Below are 16813 nucleotides of genomic sequence, written 5' to 3'. Positions count from 1 at the left end.
TCTGATGGGTGGGCGAGGCCAAGAGATCCCCTGAGTCCAACGTGGGCTGCTGCGCGTCCCCTGAAAAAGGGAACTGTTGATCCTACGCCCTCCGGCCGGTCAGGTGGAGGCGGACGGTCCGGACTGTCGCCGTCGGAGCCAGGAATGCCAGCAGCGCCGTGGCCTCCGCCTCGACCTCGGCGCGTACGGCGGCGGGCTGCTCGCTGAACAGCTCGACGGCCAGCTCGGCGGGTGCGTCCTTGCGCTTCGGCTTGGCGTGGGCCCAGGCCCCGGCCAGCCGCCCGTCGATCAGCAGCCCGGGACGGTAGCCGTTGCCGTTCGAGAAGAGGTTGACCCGGTCTCCCTCGTCCATGACGCGGCCGCGCTGGGCGTGGCCGATCAGCACGTTGTCGTAGTCGGGGAGGAAACGCGGCGGCGCCGGGATCTCCGGATCAGGACGCGGCGCGTCGGGCAGGTCGAAGAGCTCGCGGCCGGTCCCGGCGTCGGCGAAGACGGCGAGCCGGGGGCGGAGCTTCTCGAAGACCTCGCCGAGCCGGGTCACCCCGCTCCAGTGCTGCGCGTCCTGGACGCTCGCGGGGCCGAAGGCGGCGAGGTAGCGCAGCAGGATCGACTCCAGGTCCGGCACACGCTGCGCCTGGCCGAGCCAGGCCTCGACGGTGGTGAGCGTGGCCGCCCCGCTACGGCCCCACTCCCCGCGCGGGGTGACCTGCACCAGGGACATGCCGTAGCGGGCGGCGGCCATCAGCGTCCCCGGGTCGTAACCGGGAAAGCGCTCCGCGAGCGCGGGCCCGAGCCGAGCCGGGGTCATCGGTGCCGCCTCCAGCAGTTCGCGGGCGGCCGCCCACAGCGCGTCCGGCTCGACCCCCGCGAGCTCCTTGCGGAAGACGAATCGCGGGCCGTAGGCGACGGCGTCGTGCACGGACTGGGTGAAGGCGCGGAGCGTGAGCGCGTCCTCGACGTCGTGCAGGTGGATGGTGCCGCGCAGGGTGGACAGCCGCACGGTCTCGCGCTCGGCGAGCAGCGTGGACGCCTCGGCGGGGTCGAAGTCGACGAGCCGGGACCAGAGCGCGGTATAGGGGTTGCCGGGGATCTGCGACTGCATCCCGACCAGATGCCGCACCATCGCCAACGGCGAGCGGTCCTCCCGCGCGAGCAGCGACTGACGCGCCATCAGCGCCCGGTTCAGAGCGGCGTCGTCAAGCTTTCCTATGGCCATACGTACACCCTATGCACCTGAGCAGCCCTTTAGGGGCGCGAGGAACTGCGCGACAAGCCACCCACCCAGGTAGAGCCCCGAACGCGCAGGGCCATCCGCACGCCGGTGGTTCCTCGCGCCCCTGGGGGCCTACTTGCAAGATCGACCCCCTGCCATGTTGGGTTGTGGACATGACCGGAGACCCCGTCCTGTACCTGCTCGGAACCGGAGCACAACCCGTTCTCAACATCACCGTGGCCGTCGAGCGCGCCCAGGCGGACGGCTGGCAGGTGTGCCTCGGGCTCACCCCCACCGCCGCCCGCTGGCTGCACCCCTACCTGCCCGGGCTGGAGGCGCTCACCGGCAGCCCCGTGCGCTCGCACTACAAACTGCCCGGCCAGGACGACGTCTGGCCGACCGCCGACGTCGTGCTGCTCGCCCCGGCCACGTTCAACACCGTCAACCGCTGGGCCCTCGGCCTGACCGACTCCTTCGTCGTCGGCTACGCCGCCGAAGCGCTCGGGCGCGGCATCCCCACCGTCGCCCTGCCCTGCGTCAACGCCGCCCTCGCCGCGCATCCGCAGTACGCCCGCTCCGTCGAGACCCTGCGCGGGGCCGGCGCCCATATCGTGCTGCCGGAGACGGCGACCGCGCCCGGCCAGGACGACACCCCGGAGTTCGACTGGGCCCTCGCCCTCAGCTCCGCGTACGCCGCCTACAACGCAACGAGCCGCCCGGTCTGACCGGACGGCTCGTGTGACATGGGATTCTCTCGGTGGAGGTGGCGGGAATCGAACCCGCGTCCTGTGGTGCGGAACCAGGGCTTCTCCGAGCGCAGTCTGCTGTGCTTTTCTCGGCCCCGGCAGTCACGCAGACAAGCTGCCGACGGGCTCAGTCACTGTTTGATTTTCCGTACGTCCCCGTGACCGGGGCGGACGGTGGAGTTCCCTAGATTATGCCAGGATCCGGGACGGGAACGCACCCGGTCTGACAGCTTCGAAACTCGCTCAGACAGCGAGGGCGAAGCGATCGCGCGTGTTATTGGCGATTATGTTTTGCGACACGTGGTTAACGAGATCATTGCCGCGTTCCTCGGCTCGCTTCTCCTGCCTCGACATCCCCAGTCGAAACCGATCACCCCCATGTAGGGTGCTATTCAATTTTCAAGGCACCAGATTTCTCCGCTGCCGGCCCGCGCGATCTGGGGGATCACCCGGGACGCTGTCCATGCTACGGCTCCCACCGTGGCAAGGTCCAGTTGATTAACCCTGCCGCCGCCGGATCGCCGACACCGCGCGCTCGGTCTCGCGGCGGTCCTGCTTCTCCCGCAGCGTCTGCCGCTTGTCGTGCAGCTTCTTGCCCTGGGCCAGGGCGAGGTTGATCTTGGCCCGGCCGTCCTTGAAGTAGATGGAGAGCGGGACCAGCGTGTAACCCGTCTCCTTCAACTTCTGGTCGAGCTTGGCGATCTCCCACTTGTGCAGCAGCAGCTTGCGCTTGCGCCGCGCGGCGTGATTGGTCCAGGTGCCCTGGGCGTACTCCATGATGTGCACGTTGTGCAGCCAGGCCTCACCCTGCTCCACGTCCGCGAAGCCGTCGATCAGGGAGGCCCGCCCCTGACGCAGCGACTTCACCTCGGTGCCGGTGAGCACCATGCCGCACTCGTACTCGTCGATGATGTTGTAGTCGTGCCGCGCCTTCTTGTTCGAGGCGATGAGCTTGTTGCGCGGGTCGTCTTTCTTCTTCGCCATAGTGCGAGCCATTCTCGCATCCCGACCGGCCCGCGGGCACGGGCGTTTCCCTGAGCAGGGCGTCCGGCTACTGCCCGCTCCCGCCGGAGAGGTCGTCCAGCACCGTCAGCGCCGTGTTCTCCGCCGCCTGCGCGCTCGCGGCCGGCGGGACCACTACGTCCGGTTGGATGCCCTGGCCGTCGGGCGAGATGCCGGACGGCGTCAGGTAGTTGCCCACCGTGTGCTCCTGCACCATGCCGTCGGAGAGCGTCTGCGGCTGCTGCACCGCGCCCTTGCCGAAGGTGGGGCGCCCGACCACGACCGCCCGCCCCCGGTCCCGGAGCGCGCCGGTGACCAGCTCGGCCGCGCTCATCGTGCCGCCGTCGACCAGGACCACCAGCGGCGTCGCGGTGTCGCCGCCGCGTGCCGCCGTCAGCACCTCGCGGGCGCCGCCGCCCTCGGGCTGGTAGAGCGCGACGCGGCCGCCGTCCAGAAAGGCCGAGGCGGTCGCGACGGCCTCGCTCACCAGGCCGCCGGAGTTGCCGCGCAGGTCGAGCAGGATGCCCCGCCCGTCCTTGGCCGGGTTCAGCTGCGCCTGGTGGACGGCGGCCTGCACCTGCTCGGAGACGCCGACCGTGAAGGCGTCCATGCTGATCCGGGTGACGCCGCTCTCCGGGTGGTCGACCCGGACGTCGCCCTCGTCCAGCACGGCGCGCCGCAGCGTGAGCGCGCGTACCTCCGTGCCGCGCTGGAGCAGCAGCGTCACCGAGGAGCCGACCCGACCCGCGGCCCCGCCGCGCAGCAGCGCGACGACCTCGGTGACCGGCATCCCGGTGACCGGCACGCCGCCGACCTCCAGCAGCCGGTCCCCCGCGCGGACGTCGGCCCGCCCGGCGGGCCCCTTCGGCAGCGTTCGGCTGACCCGGACCTGGCCCTGCGGCGAACCGACGACCCAGAGGCCCACGCCGATGTAGTGGCCGTCGAGCGCCTGGGTGTAGGCGGCGAACTCCTCCGGCGTGTAGTCGGCCGCCCAGCGGTCCGCCGCCGCGCTGCCGCCGCTCCCGGCGCCGACGACGTCCGCGCTGCCCATCCCGTGCGCGACTGCGGCAGCCGGGCGATGGCCCTCGCTGCCCCACGCTCCGGTGGCCACGCCCACACCGCAGACGGCGACGAACACCAGCCCCAGCGTGAGCTGGAGGCGGAGCGCGCGTCGCGTGGGTGACATGGTCGAAGAGTCTAGAGGCGACAAGCCCGTCCAAGGGCGCACACCCGACGAAAAGCCCCGGACGCAGTACGCGTTCCGGGGCTTCTTCGCATGAACCGACGAGCAGTTCGTCAGACGCGGAGGTACTTCCGCAGGGTCAGGAACGCCGCGAGGCCGGACATGGCCACGCCGATGACCAGCAGCAGCGGCATGATCTGGAAGACCGGGCCCCACCCTATGAAGTTGATCAGGGTGATCTGCTTCTTCAGGAACTGATCGATCATCACGTACTTGCCGACGGCCAGCAGGCCCGAGGCGAGAGCGGCGCCGACGATCGCCGCGAAGGCGGCCTCCGCGATGAACGGCATCTGCACGTAGTAGTTGGAGGCGCCCACCAACCGCATGATGCCTGTCTCACGTTTACGGCTGAACGCCGAGACGCGGACGGTGTTGACGATCAGCAGCAAGGTGACCCCGAGCATGATCGCCATGATCACGATGGCCGTCACCTGGGCGCCGTTGAGCAGGTTGAACAGCGGCTTGAGCACGGCACTCTGGTCGTCCGCCTTGGCGACACCCGGCTGACCGACCATCGCGCCGGCCACGGCCTGGTACTGCTGCGGGTTCTTCAGCTTGACCCGCAACGAGTACGAGAACCAGTCGGCCGAGGCGTAGCTGAGCAGCGGGGAGTCGGGGAACTCCTGCTTGAAGTGTGCCGCCGCCTCCTCGGGGGTCTCGGTGTAGACCTGATCGACCAGCGGATTCTTGAGCAACTGGGCGTGGGCGTCGTCGATCTGCTGCTGGGAGGCGACGCCGGAGGCGCAGTTCTTGTCCGCCGGATTGGTCGCAGCGTCCTTGACGTTGGTCTTGTTGCAGAAATAGACGGTCACCTGGACCTTGTCGCCCCAGTACCCCTTCATCTGGTCGACCTGCACGCGCAGCAGAATCGCCGCGCCGGCCAGAGAAAGGGACAGGGCCACACTCACGATCACGGCGATGGTCATCGTCAGATTGCGGCGGAGACCGATCCAGATCTCCGACATGACGAATTGGGCTCGCATTGATATGTCCTAACTCAGTGCTGGTAGCCGTAGACGCCGCGGGACTGGTCGCGGACCAGGTGTCCCTGATCCAGCTCGATGACGCGCTTTCGCATCTGGTCGACGATCGCCTGGTCGTGGGTGGCCATCAGCACCGTGGTGCCGGTCCGGTTGATCCGGTCCAGCAGCTTCATGATGCCGACGGAGTTCTGAGGGTCGAGGTTTCCGGTCGGCTCGTCCGCGATCAGCAGCATCGGGCGGTTCACGAAGGCACGAGCGATCGCGACACGCTGCTGCTCACCACCGGAGAGCTCACCGGGCATCCGGTCCTGCTTGCCGGCCAGGCCGACCAGTTCGAGGACCTCGGGCACGACCTTGTTGATCGTGGCACGGGGCTTGCCGATCACCTCAAGGGCGAAGGCCACGTTCTGGCCGACGGTCTTGTTGGGGAGCAGGCGAAAGTCCTGGAAGACGGTGCCCAGCTGGCGCCGCATGTGCGGCACCTTCCAGTTGGACAGTTTGGCCAGGTCCTTGCCCAGCACGTGCACCTCGCCGGTGCTCGGCCGCTCCTCGCGCAGGATGAGTCGCAGGAAGGTCGACTTGCCCGAGCCGGAGGAACCGACCAGGAAGACGAACTCACCCTTCTCGATCTCGAGCGAGACGTTGTCCAGGGCCGGACGGTTCTGCTTCGGATAGGTCTTGGAGACGTTGTCGAATCTGATCACGGCTGCATCACGGTGGGCCAGTGTAGGCGGACAGGGCTGGGCCGACCTTACGCGAGTCGGACGTTCGCTCGCAGGCTCGTCCCGTGAAAGGTGGGAGAGTTCACGGACAGTAGCGGGCAAACACGGACAAAATGGCAGGCATTTCTGGGAAGGGTAGGCGCGCGATTACAGATTGCAACTATGTGAACCTGAGGAATCACGCTGGATCGCGCGTGACGTGGCACAGTGGAGGGAACCCACTCGACAGGGTTCTGCGTTGTGCACATCAGAGGAGGAGATCGCGATGACGCTCGACCGCCTGGTGTGTGCCAACTGCTCGGGCCCCGTCAGCGAGGGGCGCTGCCCCACGTGCCGGGCCAGCCGTGCGCGCCTGATGCAGCAGCAGGGGTTCTTCGCCTCCCTGTCCCCCACCGCGCTGATCGCGCTGGTGACGGCGCTGGTCGCGTGCGTGCTGATAGCCCGCCACGCGTTCGCCTAGATCCTGTAGATCCTGCTACGCACGAGGGCCCCGGAACCACTGGTTCCGGGGCCCTCGGCATGCTCTGTCAGTGCTTGCGGCTGCTCGCCGCACGCGGCCCGAAGCGGAAGACCGCGCCGCCCAGCACGAAGGTGAAGCCGCCGAGCAGGATCATCGGGGTGCCGTTGCTGCTCCCGGTCTCGGCGAGCTGGGTGCGCGCCGGGGCCTGGGTGATCGTCGGCTGGCCGCCGTTCGAGCCGGAGTCCGTGCCGGCGCCGCCCGTCGCGGAGGCGGAGCCGGAAGCTGAGGTGGAGGCGTTGTTGCCGGCCGTCGCGGTCGCCGTCGCCGTGTGCTTCGGCTTCCCGGTCGCGGTGGACGTGCCCGCGGCGGGCGTGCTCGTGTCGGTCGGCAGCAGGCCGCTCTGATCAGTCGGCGTGTCCGTCGCCGTCGCGGTGTCCGTGCCGCTGCCGTCGGTGCCGATTCCGGTGCCGAGCACGACCGTGGTGTTGTTCGGGCCGTCGACGACCTTGGCGGGCGCCGCGGCGTTCGCCACTCCGGCGACCGTCAGCCCCGCCCCGGCCAGCGCGAGCGCGATGCCCGCGACGCGTATACCGCTGCTCTTCCTCCGGTGACCGCGTCCCACGCCTGCCCCTTCCGTCCGCCCTGCCCCGCAAAAGACTCTCTTAAGGCTGATACCGGGCGACAGCATGGTGCGACGAGGGCCCGGCGGTCAACTTCCGACCGCCGGGCCCCGGCTGACTCCGTGAAGGAGACGTGAAGCTACTGCAAGAGCCTGGCGCTTACGCCGCCTTCTCCTGCTCCTTGCGCCACCGGATGCCAGCCTCGATGCTGCGCCGATTGTTCATCTCGGCCGGCATCTACGCCGCCTTCTCCTGCTCCTTGCGCCACCGGATGCCGGCCTCGATGAATCCGTCCAGATCCCCGTCCAGCACCGCCTGCGGGTTGCCCACCTCGTACTCGGTGCGCAGGTCCTTGACCATCTGGTACGGGTGCAGCACGTAGGAGCGCATCTGGTTGCCCCAGGAGCTGCCGCCGTCCTTGAGCGCGTCCATCGCGGCGCGCTCCTCCTGGCGGCGCCGCTCCAGCAGCTTGGCCTGGAGGACGTTCATCGCCGAGGCCTTGTTCTGGATCTGCGAGCGCTCGTTCTGGCAGGAGACGACGATGCCGGTCGGCAGGTGCGTGATGCGCACGGCCGAGTCGGTCGTGTTGACGCCCTGGCCGCCCGGCCCCGAGGAGCGGTAGACGTCGACGCGCAGCTCCTTCTCGTCGATGTCCACGTGGTCGCTGGACTCGACGACCGGCAGGACCTCGACACCCGCGAAGGAGGTCTGGCGACGGCCCTGGTTGTCGAAGGGCGAGATGCGCACCAGGCGGTGCGTGCCCTGCTCGACGGAGAGGGTGCCGTAGGCATAGGGGGCCTTGACGGAGAAGGTCGCGGACTTGATGCCCGCCTCCTCCGCGTAGGAGGTGTCGTAGACCTCGGTCGGGTAGCCGTGGCGCTCGGCCCAGCGCAGGTACATGCGCATCAGCTGCTCGGCGAAGTCCGCGGCGTCGATGCCGCCCGCCTCGGCGCGGATGTTGACCAGAGCCTCGCGGGAGTCGTACTCGCCGGAGAGAAGCGTGCGGACCTCCATCTCCTGGACGGACTTCCGCACCGAGTTCAGCTCGGTCTCGGCCTCGCCGCGCGCGTCCGCGTCGCCCTCGGCCTCGGCGAGCTCGAAGAGGATCTCGAGGTCCTCGATCCTGCTGCGCAGGTTCTGGATCTTGCGCAGCTCGCCCTGGAGGTAGGAGAGCTTCGAGGTGATCTTCTGGGCGTGGTCGACGTCGTCCCACAGGTCCGGTGCGGCGGCCTGCTCCTCGAAGACCGCGATGTCGGCCCGGAGCTTGTCCAGGTCGACGACTGCCTCGATCGACTGCATGGTCGATTCGAGGGACTTGAGTTCTTCGGAAGGATCAATGGCTGCCACGTGCCAAGCGTAATGCAGAGCGGCAAACAGATTGCCGCTCCGTGTCAGCGCCCGTGCGTGAACTGCAGGCCGCCGCCCAGGGTGACCCGGAACAGCGTGATCCCGCCGGGGTCCGCGTAGGCGGCCGGCGCGTAGGAGGAGGACGGCGCTGCGGGGAGTGTGCCGTGCGCCCAGTTCGCCCCCGACGCGCTCGCGGCCGCGTAGTCGCCGCCCGAGGAGAACACGTAGACCGCGCCGGAGGCGGCCTGCACCGCCTCGGGGCGGCCGGTCGTGTTCACACCGGCGACCGGCCGGGAGAAGTGCCAAAGGCCGTCGGCGAGGTGGGTGTGCTGGATCTCGCCGGAGGGGGCCGCCACGAAGGCGTCGGCCGTGCCGTCGTTCTCGGAGATCAGCACCGGCGGGCCCGCGAGCTGGCCGACGGTGGAGATCGCGGCCCAGGCCGTCCACGCGCCGCCGACGTACGAGGTCGTCGCCAGCTCGCTTCCGATCCTGGCCACCAGGTCGATCCGCGCGCCGGAGGCGACGGCGGCCGGGGAGGCGTCGATGTGCGTGCGCCCGTCGAGCTGGCTCCACGGCGTCCAGTTGCTGCCGCCGGTGAGCTCGCGCTGGTAGATCAGGCCGTCGGTGCCACGGGCGAAGAGGCGCAACGCTCCGCCGGGCAGCGTGACCGGCGCGGGTTCGCCGCTGACGTGTATGCCGGTCAGCTTGCCCCAGGGGCCGAAGCCGGAACCGCTGCGCGTGACGTAGCGGACCGCGCCGGTCGCGTCCGTGCCGAAGACGTAGGCCGTACCGCCGACGCGGAGCGCCCGGACCCCGCTGACCAGCGGCGCGGGCGGCGCGGGCGCGTCGGCCCAGCCGGACCAGGCCGGCAGCCGCGGGGCGCTGCCGGGCGCGGCGGCGTCGGAGGCGCCGGAGACCGGCGCCTTGGGGAGGCCCGCGCTGTGGCTCGGGTGCGCGCTCGGCGTCGCCGCGTCGCCCGGATTGCCGTGGCGGTCGGTGCCGGTCGAGCCGGACAGCGCGGCGTAGCCGCCGAAGGCGGTGAGCGCGAGGACGACCGCCGCCGCGCCCGCGAAGATCCGCCGTCGACGCCGCACCGCCGCTCCGCCCGCGCCGCTGCGCTGGGCCCCGGCGGGCCGACGGGCCGACCCGGCCGCCGCCGCCCGCTGCGCGCGGGATGCCTCGGCCAGGCCCGCCAGCTCCTCGGGGCGGGGGCGACGCAGGTTGGTGTGGGTCTCCCTGCTGGAGTCCGGGAGGCTGCCGGGCACCAGTGGGACGGCAGCGCCACGGCGGCGACGTGCGCGGCTCACGGCGGGCTCGTCCTCGTCGTCGTCGAGCTGGTCGGCCGGGTCGTAGCCGGGGAGCGGGGTGACCTCGGGGGCATCCGGGTGCGCGATGTGCAGCGCGGGCAGGCCCGCGAGACCCGGCAGTAGGTCGCGCAGGCTCGCCGCGAGCTCGGCGGCGCGCAGCCGCGAGGCGGGAGCCTTGGCGAGGCACTGGGCCAGCACCTTCCACAGCGGCTCCGGCAGGCCGGGCAGCGGCGGCACGGTCTCGGTGACGTGGCGACGCAGCACCGCGCCGGTGTGGCCGCCGCCGAAGGGCGTGAATCCGGCGAGCAGTTCGTACAGGACGGTCGCGAGGGCGTAGATGTCGACGGCGGCGCGCGGCTCCAGGCCCTCGATGATCTCGGGGGCGAGGTAGTCCGGGGTGCCGATGATCCGGGTGGCCCGGGTCCGGCGGGGCGCGTCGACCAGGCGGGCGATGCCGAAGTCGGAGAGTTTGGCCCGCGGCGCGCCGCCGGGGCCGGGGCTGGATGCCTGGTCGAGCAGGATGTTCTCGGGTTTGACGTCCCGGTGGACGATGCCCGCGGCGTGCGCGGCGGCGAGCCCCTCGGCGACGTCGGCCGCGACGGAGACGGCGGCCTGCGGGGTGAACGGTCCCTCGCGGTCGAGGCGCGAACGCAGGTCGGTCCCGTGGACCAGTTCCATGACGAGCGCGAGGTCGTCGCCGTCGACGACGAGGTCGTGGATCCCGACGACGCGCGGGTGGTCGAGGCTGGTGAGCGCGGTGCGCTCCTGCACGAAGCGGCCGACCAGCACCTGGTCGGAGGCGAGGTCCTCGCGCAGGATCTTGATCGCTACGGGCCCCTCCGGGCCCTCTCCCAGCCAGACCGTGCCAGCCGAGCCACGGCCGATCACCGTATGCGCGGTGTACCGGCTACCGATCTTGCGTGCCAAGGCTGCTCCGTGCGCGATGTGGGGCTGATAAGGCTCATGCGTCAGCGACCAAAGTACGCGGCTTGGAGCCGTTTGGGGGACAGCGGGGGGCGGACGGGCCGCCAGGTGTCGACAAATCGTCAATCCTGTAGCCCGGCCCCGTCAGTTACCACTCGGAGGGATGGCGTGCTTGACCTTGTTCGCCGTGCTGGTGATCTGGTGGTACCAGTCGACGACCTGGTTCCACCAGCCGTGGACGACGTTGACGATGTGGTCGATCCAGCCGTGCAGCGGCGAGAACTGCCAGACCAGGAACCCGACGATGACCAGGAAGACCAGCACCTTGAGGCAGCCCATACCGGGGATGCGCATGCGCCGCCGCCTGCGCGGAGCGCGCTCGCGGGAACGCTCCGGCGCACGGTCGTAGTCCCGCTCGCGTTCACGCTCGCGCTCCGGGGCGGGGCGCGGCGGCTCAGGACGGCGCGTGGGCGCGGCGGCGCGCGGGGCAGGCTCGGGCTCGGCCTGGTACGGACGCGGCGCGACCTGGGGCCGGCGCTGCGCCTCCGGCTCGCGGTACGCCCGCGAAGCGCCCTGCGGCGCGGAAGCCTGGGCCGACTGGGACGACTGTTGCGGCTGCTGCTGGTAGGCGGGCGGCGCGACGTTCGGCGGGGCCGCGAAGAGGTCGTCGACGGCGTAGCCGCCGACCGGCCCCAGCTGCGTCTGCTCGTTGCGCGAGCGCGCGGCCCGCAACTGCGACTCCCACGGGTGCGGCCCCTGCGGCCCCTGCGGCTCGGCCGGTGCCTGCTGCGTGCTCGCCGGCATCACCCGCGTCCGCTCCGCCGGGCTCGCCCCCTGCGGCAGCACAGCCGTCGGGTCGGCCGCCCGGGACGCGTATCCGGACTGCCCGCTCATGCCGAAGGCACCGGCTGCGTCCGCGCCGGGTGCCTGCGGCAGGACGCTCGTCGGATCACCCGCGCCGGAGGAGGCGAAGGCGTTGGGCGGCAGCACCTGGGTCGCGTCGGCCGCACCGTACGCGGCCGCCGCCGTCGCGCCCTGCGGGAGCACCTGGGTCGGGTCCGCCGGGCCGGGGACGAGCGGACCGCCGCCGGTCGCGACGCCGTGCGGCAGAGTCGGGTCCTCGCTGGAGGGGAACCCGGGCTGGTAGGCAGGCGGCGCGAGCAGCACCCCGACCGCGTTCGCGGCCTCGATCTGGGCGACCGTGGAATGCACCCCGATCCCCGCCGCGACCGTACGCAGCGCCGTGGCCAGCGCGACCGCGGTCAGGCGGCGCGTCGGCTCCTTCTCCAGGCAGCGCTCGATCACGGCCCACAGCGGCTCCGGCAGCATCCGCGGCCGCTCCGGGTGCTGCGACAGGTGCGCCTGCAGGATCTGGATCGGTCCGTCGCCCGAGAACGGCGGCCGGCCGGTCAGCAGTTCGTAGAGCATGATGCCCGCGCCGTAGACGTCGACCGCCGCCGTCTGCGGGCGGCCCTCCGCCGATTCGGGCGCGACGTACGCCGGGGTGCCGACGAACTCGGCGGTCCGGGTGATGCCCGGGGAGTCGGCCAGCCGGGCGATGCCGAAGTCGGTGAGCAGCGGGTGCATCGACGGGCCGCCGGGCCCGTCCACCGTCGCCAGCAGCACGTTGGCGGGCTTCAGGTCGCGGTGGACGACCCCGTCCGCGTGGCTGGCCGCGAGTGCGTCGGCGATCTGCGCCATCAGCAGCGCGCCCGCCACCGGCGTCAGCGGGCCGTTGGCGCGCAGGTACTTGTGCAGGTCGGGGCCGTCGACCAGGTCCATCACCAGGGCCAGCAGCTCGCCCTCGACCACCAGGTCGCGGACCCGGACGATGTTCGGGTGCACCAGCCGCACCAGCACCGCGCGCTCGCGCAGGAAGCGCATCACCACGTCGGGATCGGTGGCGAGCTCCTCCTTGAGCACCTTGATCGCGACGAACCCCGACTCGTCGTCGCGGATCCGGGCACGCCACACCGTCCCGGTGGCGCCGCGTCCCAGCGGCTCCTCCAGCAGGTACTTACTGCCAACCGGCCGCACCGTGCGCTCCTCGTCGTGCCTCGCGCCGTAGGTGGCCGGTCCCCCCGGCCCCGCCGGGGCTGCTGCTCGCGTTTTCGGCAACTCTAACGGCGTTCGATCCGATCGGCGTGCCGTGCACGCGACACTCACCGGACACTCGCCCCTCCACTGATGCAGACGTGTCACCGCACCCGATACGTTCCGAAGATCATCCGATTGGGTGCCGTGCGCGAACTGTCGGTGGCGGATGGGAGGATGCATGCGACACCGTGGCGACCACCATCGCGTGCGGGGCGGGAAGGGGCAGGGCGCATGCAGATCCGGCTGACCGTGCTTGGGCCGCGCGAAAGCGGCTCGGCGTCTGCGACGTACTCGACGTCGCCGACGACGCATGCCGCCGCGCCCGTCGCAGACGTGCTGGTCAGCGCCCCCGTCGGCACAACGCTTGGGGCGGTCGCGGCGGCGCTCGCCAGCGCGGTCGGGGTGCGCCCCGGCGGACGCACGGGGCGCGCGGCGACGCACATCCACCTCTTCGCCCAGGGTCGCCGGCTCGACGAGCGCGCGGTGCTCGGGCATCCCCCGCTGGTCGACGGCGCCGTGCTGCGCCTGGACGAGCCCGATCCCGACGACGCGGCGGAGCCGGCCGGCTCCTCGGCCGCGCTGCACGTCGTCGGCGGGCCCGACGCGGGCGGCATCCACCTGCTGCATCCGGGGCGGGTCGTGGTCGGCCGCTCGGCTGACGCGGACGTGCCGGTGGACGATCCCGACGTCTCCCGCTTCCACCTCTCCCTGGAGGTCGGCGCCGACGGCCGGGTCAGCGTCGCCGACGCGGGCTCGACGAACGGCACGGCGCTGGACGGCGCCCCCGTCGGCGCGGAGCCGCGCCCGGTCCCGCCCGGCGGGCTGATCGAGCTGGGCGAGAGCGCGCTGCGGCTGGTCCCCGCACAGCTGGGCCGCGCCGAGCTGGTGCCGGACGGCCAGGGCGCGGTCCAGGTCTCGACCAGGGCGGCGGGGCACGAGTCCGGCTGGGCCCGGCCGAGCGGCCGCACGGCCTCCGGCACGGGCTCGCTTCCCGCCTCGCAGTCCCCCGCCGCCACGCACCCCGCCGAGCCGCAGCTGACGCACGGGCGCGGCTTCCGGCTCGGCCTGCGTCGCGGCGCGCAACCCGCCTCGGCCGTCGTCCCGCCGCAGGCGCTGCCGCGCGAGTCCGGCCGCTGGCCGGATCCGGCGGAGCTGCTGCTCACCGCGCTCGGCCCGGGGCCCCGGCTCTGGGAGCGCGGCCCCGACCACGAGGACACCCTCGTCGTCCGCCTCGGCACCCGCGCGCACGCGCCCGTCACGCTCGACCTGCGCACGGTCGGCAGCGTGGGTCTGGCAGGCCCACGCGCCCGCCTCGCCGGGCTCACCCGCGGGCTGCTCGCCCAGCTCGCGGTCCTGCACGCCCCCTCCACGCTCGAACTGGTCCTCGTCGCGGCCGATCCGTCCCGCCCGCTCGACGACCGCACGGACAGCTGGTCCTGGCTGCCCTGGCTCCCCCACCTCCGCCCCACCCACGGCCAGCCCTGTCGCGCGCTCACCGCCTTCGACGCGACGCAGGCCCTGGCCCGCCTCGCCGAACTGGCCCCCGGCTGGGGCGAGGACGCCCCCGACGGCCCACCGCCGCGGCTCAGCGGCGCGGAGCTGTCCGGCGCGGAGCTCTCCGACGATGCGGCCGGCCGCCCTGGCGGCTTCGTGCACGCGACCGAGGGCTCACCTTCCCCGCGCAGCGGTCACGGCGGCCCGCGCGGCCGCGCGACCGTGCTGGTCGTCGACGGCGATCCGGGCAGCGAGGCCGCACGCAGTGCCGTCGCCGAGCTGCTCGCGCACGGGGCCGCGCGCGGGATCCACGTCCTTCAGCTGGCCGAGCATCCGGAGCAGCTGCCGCAGTCCTGCGGCGCCGTCGTGGCGATCACCGGCGAGGTGGGCACGCTGCTCGACATCGAGCGTCCCGCCGTCGGCAGCGCTGCCGCGCGCGCCGCCGGCCAGCACCGGGCGGCGCCGGAGCGGGAGTTGATCGCCGGGGTCGCGCTCGACGCGGTCGGCGCAGCCTGGGCCGGGCGGCTCGCGCGGGCCCTCGCGCCGCTGCGGGAGCCGGACACGGCGAAGCGTCCTGGCAGCAGGTCCGCTCTCCCCGAGGCCGCCCGCCTGCTCGACCTGCTCGGCCTCGACCTGGTCACCCCGGCCAAGATCTCCGCCCGCTGGGCCGAGCTCAGGCTCAGCTCGGGCGAGGTCCCATCCGCCACCGTCGGGGTCGGCCGCGACGGCAGCTGCGCGCTCGACCTGACGGACCATCTCCTGGTCGGCGGCGCGCCCGGGTCCGGCCGCACGGAGCTGCTGCGCTCCCTGCTCGCCGCGCTCGCGGTCGCCGAACGCCCCGACCGGCTCGGCCTGCTGCTGATCGAGGGCCGCCCGCCGCAGGAGCCGACGCTCGGCCTCTCCCCCGCTGTGGAACTGCCGCACGTCGTCGGCCATGTGGCCACCACCGACGGCCCGGCCCTGCGCGATGCCGCGCATGCGCTCAGCTCCGAGCTGGACCGCCGCGCCGTCCTGCTCCAGGGCCGCTCCTTCGCCGCCTGGCACGCGGAACGCGCCCTCGCCAGCCTCGCCCCGCCGCGCCGCCCGGCGGACGACTACCCGCAGCAGCCCCCGCAGGGCGCGCTCGCCGTCGACCCCGAGCCGCTGCCGCACCTGGTCGTCGCGGTGGACGACTGGGACGCACTGCTGAGTTCCCCGCTCGCTCATGTCCTGGAGGACGCGGCGCTGCGCGGCCCGCGCCTCGGCGTCCGCCTCGCGGTCACCACGTCGGCACCCGAGCGCACGGCCGGCACGGCGGTGGACGAGTCCGCGCAGTTGCGCGTGGCGCTGCGGGTCGAGTCGCCGATCGCCTCGGCTCTGCTGATCCACGTGGACGACGCGGCGGCCCTGGCCGACGACCAGCCGGGTCGCGCTCTGCTCCGCCACCCCGACGGCGGCGTCGCCGCGCTCCAGACGGCGCGCGTCACCGGCCGCATTCCGCGTACCGCGACGCTGCGCCCGACGGTCACCCCGCTGGACTGGTCCTCCCTCGGCGAACCCCCGGCCTCGCGCCCCGTCCGGGAGTTGGGCAACGGCCCCACGGACTTGGCCCTGCTGGCCAGCGCGCTCCAACGCGCGTCGGAGTCGCTGGGCACGCCCCCGATAGCACCTCTGCTCTAAGCCGCGCCGTCGGCCGGGGTCCAGCGTTCGGCGAGGTCGGCGAACGCACGGGAGGCCGCACTCCGGTAGGCGGTGTCCCTGCGCATCAGCACGACCGTGCGCGAGGGCAGCGGCGGCTCCAACGCCACGGGCCGCAACTGCGGCTGCTCGCGAGCGATCTCGTCGGGCAGCACGGTGGCGAGCCCGCCCCGCCGGACGATCTCGACCAGCGCGCTGACGGAGTTGGCCTCGACCGCAATGCGCGGGCTGACCCGATGAGCGGCGAAGTAGGCGTCGATCTGACGCCGGGTGGCGAAGTCCGCACTCAGCAGCGCCAGCTGACGGCTTCCCAGCTCGGCGACGGGCAGCGGGATCCGACGGTTCGCGTCCGGATGCTCAGGGCCGACGACGAGACTCAGCGTCTCGGTGAACAGCTCGGTGCTGACGAGGTCGGGGAGCTCCGCTCCGACGAACCCGATGCCGAGGTCGAGCTCGTCCGCGGCGAGTGCCGCCTCGATCCGGTCCTGCGTCAACTCGCGGACGTCCACCGTGATCCCCGGGTGGCGGGCGTGGAACTCGGCCACCAGCGGGCCGGTCAGATACCCGGTGAAGGTCGGCGTCAGCGCGAGTCGGAGGGTGCCGCGCGAGAGGTCATGCACGTCCAGCACCGCGCGTTCGGCCGCTGACAGGCTTCGCAGCGCTTCTCTCGCGTAGCGCACGAAACCCTCGCCCGCGTCGGTCAAGCGCACCGTGCGGCCGGAGCGGTCGAGCAGTTGCACCCGCAGTGAGCTCTCCAGTTGCTTGATCTGCTGCGAGAGCGTCGGCTGCGAGACGTGCAGGGCCTCGGCGGCGCGCGTGAAGCTGGCGTGTTCGGCCACGGCGAGCAGGTATCTGAGGTGGCGCAGTTCCATGCATTCAACTATAGACAGCATCTATTACAGCGATGCCGAATGCGTCTTGGACGCTATAGCCACAGGTCATGCAGGGTTGAGCACAGAAAGGCAGCACCGTTCGGCG

General features: G+C 72.2%; 12 protein-coding genes, 1 other RNA gene and 1 pseudogene. 3 read left to right on the top strand and 11 right to left on the bottom strand.

Features of this window, described 5'->3' with window-relative positions:
* Positions 1 to 82: 82 nt before the first annotated feature.
* Positions 83 to 1216, bottom strand: a complete 1134-nt coding sequence (locus ABIA32_RS21950; protein WP_370098056.1) for a winged helix DNA-binding domain-containing protein — start codon at positions 1214 to 1216, stop codon at positions 83 to 85.
* A gap of 170 nt (positions 1217 to 1386) precedes the next feature.
* Between ABIA32_RS21950 and ABIA32_RS21945 the strand changes: the two genes are divergently transcribed.
* Positions 1387 to 1938, top strand: a complete 552-nt coding sequence (locus ABIA32_RS21945) for a flavoprotein (protein WP_370098053.1) — start codon at positions 1387 to 1389, stop codon at positions 1936 to 1938.
* Between the two features lie 30 nt (positions 1939 to 1968).
* Here ABIA32_RS21945 and ssrA read toward each other — a convergent pair.
* From ssrA to ftsE, 5 genes are all read right to left on the bottom strand, one after another.
* Positions 1969 to 2337: a transfer-messenger RNA gene (gene ssrA, locus ABIA32_RS21940) on the bottom strand.
* A gap of 120 nt (positions 2338 to 2457) precedes the next feature.
* Complete coding sequence (gene smpB / locus ABIA32_RS21935; protein WP_370098050.1) at positions 2458 to 2955, bottom strand: SsrA-binding protein SmpB; 498 nt, start codon at positions 2953 to 2955, stop codon at positions 2458 to 2460.
* A 55-nt stretch (positions 2956 to 3010) separates the two neighbouring features.
* On the bottom strand, positions 3011 to 4147 hold the full coding sequence (locus tag ABIA32_RS21930) for a S41 family peptidase (RefSeq protein ID WP_370098048.1): 1137 nt from the start codon (positions 4145 to 4147) through the stop codon (positions 3011 to 3013).
* 110 nt (positions 4148 to 4257) lie between these two features.
* Positions 4258 to 5187, bottom strand: a complete 930-nt coding sequence (gene ftsX / locus ABIA32_RS21925; RefSeq protein WP_370098045.1) for a permease-like cell division protein FtsX — start codon at positions 5185 to 5187, stop codon at positions 4258 to 4260.
* Between the two features lie 14 nt (positions 5188 to 5201).
* On the bottom strand, positions 5202 to 5891 hold the full coding sequence (ftsE, locus tag ABIA32_RS21920; protein WP_370098042.1) for a cell division ATP-binding protein FtsE: 690 nt from the start codon (positions 5889 to 5891) through the stop codon (positions 5202 to 5204).
* 283 nt (positions 5892 to 6174) lie between these two features.
* Between ftsE and ABIA32_RS21915 the strand changes: the two genes are divergently transcribed.
* Positions 6175 to 6369 carry a hypothetical protein gene (locus ABIA32_RS21915; protein ID WP_370098039.1) on the top strand — a complete coding sequence of 65 codons (195 nt, stop codon included), beginning with the start codon at positions 6175 to 6177 and terminating at the stop codon, positions 6367 to 6369.
* A 67-nt stretch (positions 6370 to 6436) separates the two neighbouring features.
* Here the strand turns inward: ABIA32_RS21915 and ABIA32_RS21910 are convergent, their stop codons facing one another.
* From ABIA32_RS21910 to ABIA32_RS21895, 4 genes and pseudogenes are all read right to left on the bottom strand, one after another.
* On the bottom strand, positions 6437 to 6991 hold the full coding sequence (locus tag ABIA32_RS21910) for a hypothetical protein (protein WP_370098036.1): 555 nt from the start codon (positions 6989 to 6991) through the stop codon (positions 6437 to 6439).
* A gap of 235 nt (positions 6992 to 7226) precedes the next feature.
* Entirely contained in the window at positions 7227 to 8336 is a 1110-nt protein-coding gene (gene prfB, locus ABIA32_RS21905; protein ID WP_370098033.1) for a peptide chain release factor 2, read from the bottom strand.
* 971 nt (positions 8337 to 9307) lie between these two features.
* A pseudogene (locus tag ABIA32_RS21900) lies at positions 9308 to 10570 on the bottom strand (serine/threonine-protein kinase); the annotation flags it as partial.
* Positions 10571 to 10711: 141 nt separating this feature from the next.
* Positions 10712 to 12604 carry a protein kinase gene (locus ABIA32_RS21895; protein WP_370098030.1) on the bottom strand — a complete coding sequence of 631 codons (1893 nt, stop codon included), beginning with the start codon at positions 12602 to 12604 and terminating at the stop codon, positions 10712 to 10714.
* 291 nt (positions 12605 to 12895) lie between these two features.
* On the opposite strand from ABIA32_RS21895, the gene ABIA32_RS21890 reads away from it, so the two are divergent.
* A complete protein-coding gene (locus ABIA32_RS21890; RefSeq protein WP_370098027.1) occupies positions 12896 to 15817 on the top strand; it encodes an FHA domain-containing protein in 2922 nt (973 codons plus the stop codon).
* On the opposite strand, the gene cynR is transcribed toward ABIA32_RS21890, so the two are convergent.
* Positions 15814 to 16707 carry a transcriptional regulator CynR gene (cynR, locus tag ABIA32_RS21885; RefSeq protein ID WP_370098024.1) on the bottom strand — a complete coding sequence of 298 codons (894 nt, stop codon included), beginning with the start codon at positions 16705 to 16707 and terminating at the stop codon, positions 15814 to 15816. The genes ABIA32_RS21890 and cynR overlap by 4 nt on opposite strands.
* Between the last annotated feature and the right edge of the window lie 106 nt (positions 16708 to 16813).

It is taken from the genome of Streptacidiphilus sp. MAP12-20 (genome assembly GCF_041262525.1).
In the GTDB taxonomy this organism is placed as follows: domain Bacteria; phylum Actinomycetota; class Actinomycetes; order Streptomycetales; family Streptomycetaceae; genus Streptacidiphilus.
Note: the sequence above shows the minus strand (reverse complement) of the source record. Positions and strands in the feature narration are given on the sequence as shown.

Bases quoted from the DNA above. Each gene is read 5' to 3' on its own strand.
- ABIA32_RS21890 (WP_370098027.1), top strand. From the start codon at position 12,896: ATGCAGATCCGGCTGACCGTGCTTGGGCCGCGCGAAAGCGGCTCGGCG.
- ABIA32_RS21945 (WP_370098053.1), top strand. From the start codon at position 1,387: ATGACCGGAGACCCCGTCCTGTACCTGCTCGGAACCGGAGCACAACCC.
- ABIA32_RS21930 (WP_370098048.1), bottom strand. From the start codon at position 4,147: ATGTCACCCACGCGACGCGCGCTCCGCCTCCAGCTCACGCTGGGGCTG.
- ABIA32_RS21915 (WP_370098039.1), top strand. From the start codon at position 6,175: ATGACGCTCGACCGCCTGGTGTGTGCCAACTGCTCGGGCCCCGTCAGC.
- ftsX (WP_370098045.1), bottom strand. From the start codon at position 5,187: ATGCGAGCCCAATTCGTCATGTCGGAGATCTGGATCGGTCTCCGCCGC.
- ABIA32_RS21950 (WP_370098056.1), bottom strand. From the start codon at position 1,216: ATGGCCATAGGAAAGCTTGACGACGCCGCTCTGAACCGGGCGCTGATG.
- smpB (WP_370098050.1), bottom strand. From the start codon at position 2,955: ATGGCTCGCACTATGGCGAAGAAGAAAGACGACCCGCGCAACAAGCTC.
- cynR (WP_370098024.1), bottom strand. From the start codon at position 16,707: ATGGAACTGCGCCACCTCAGATACCTGCTCGCCGTGGCCGAACACGCC.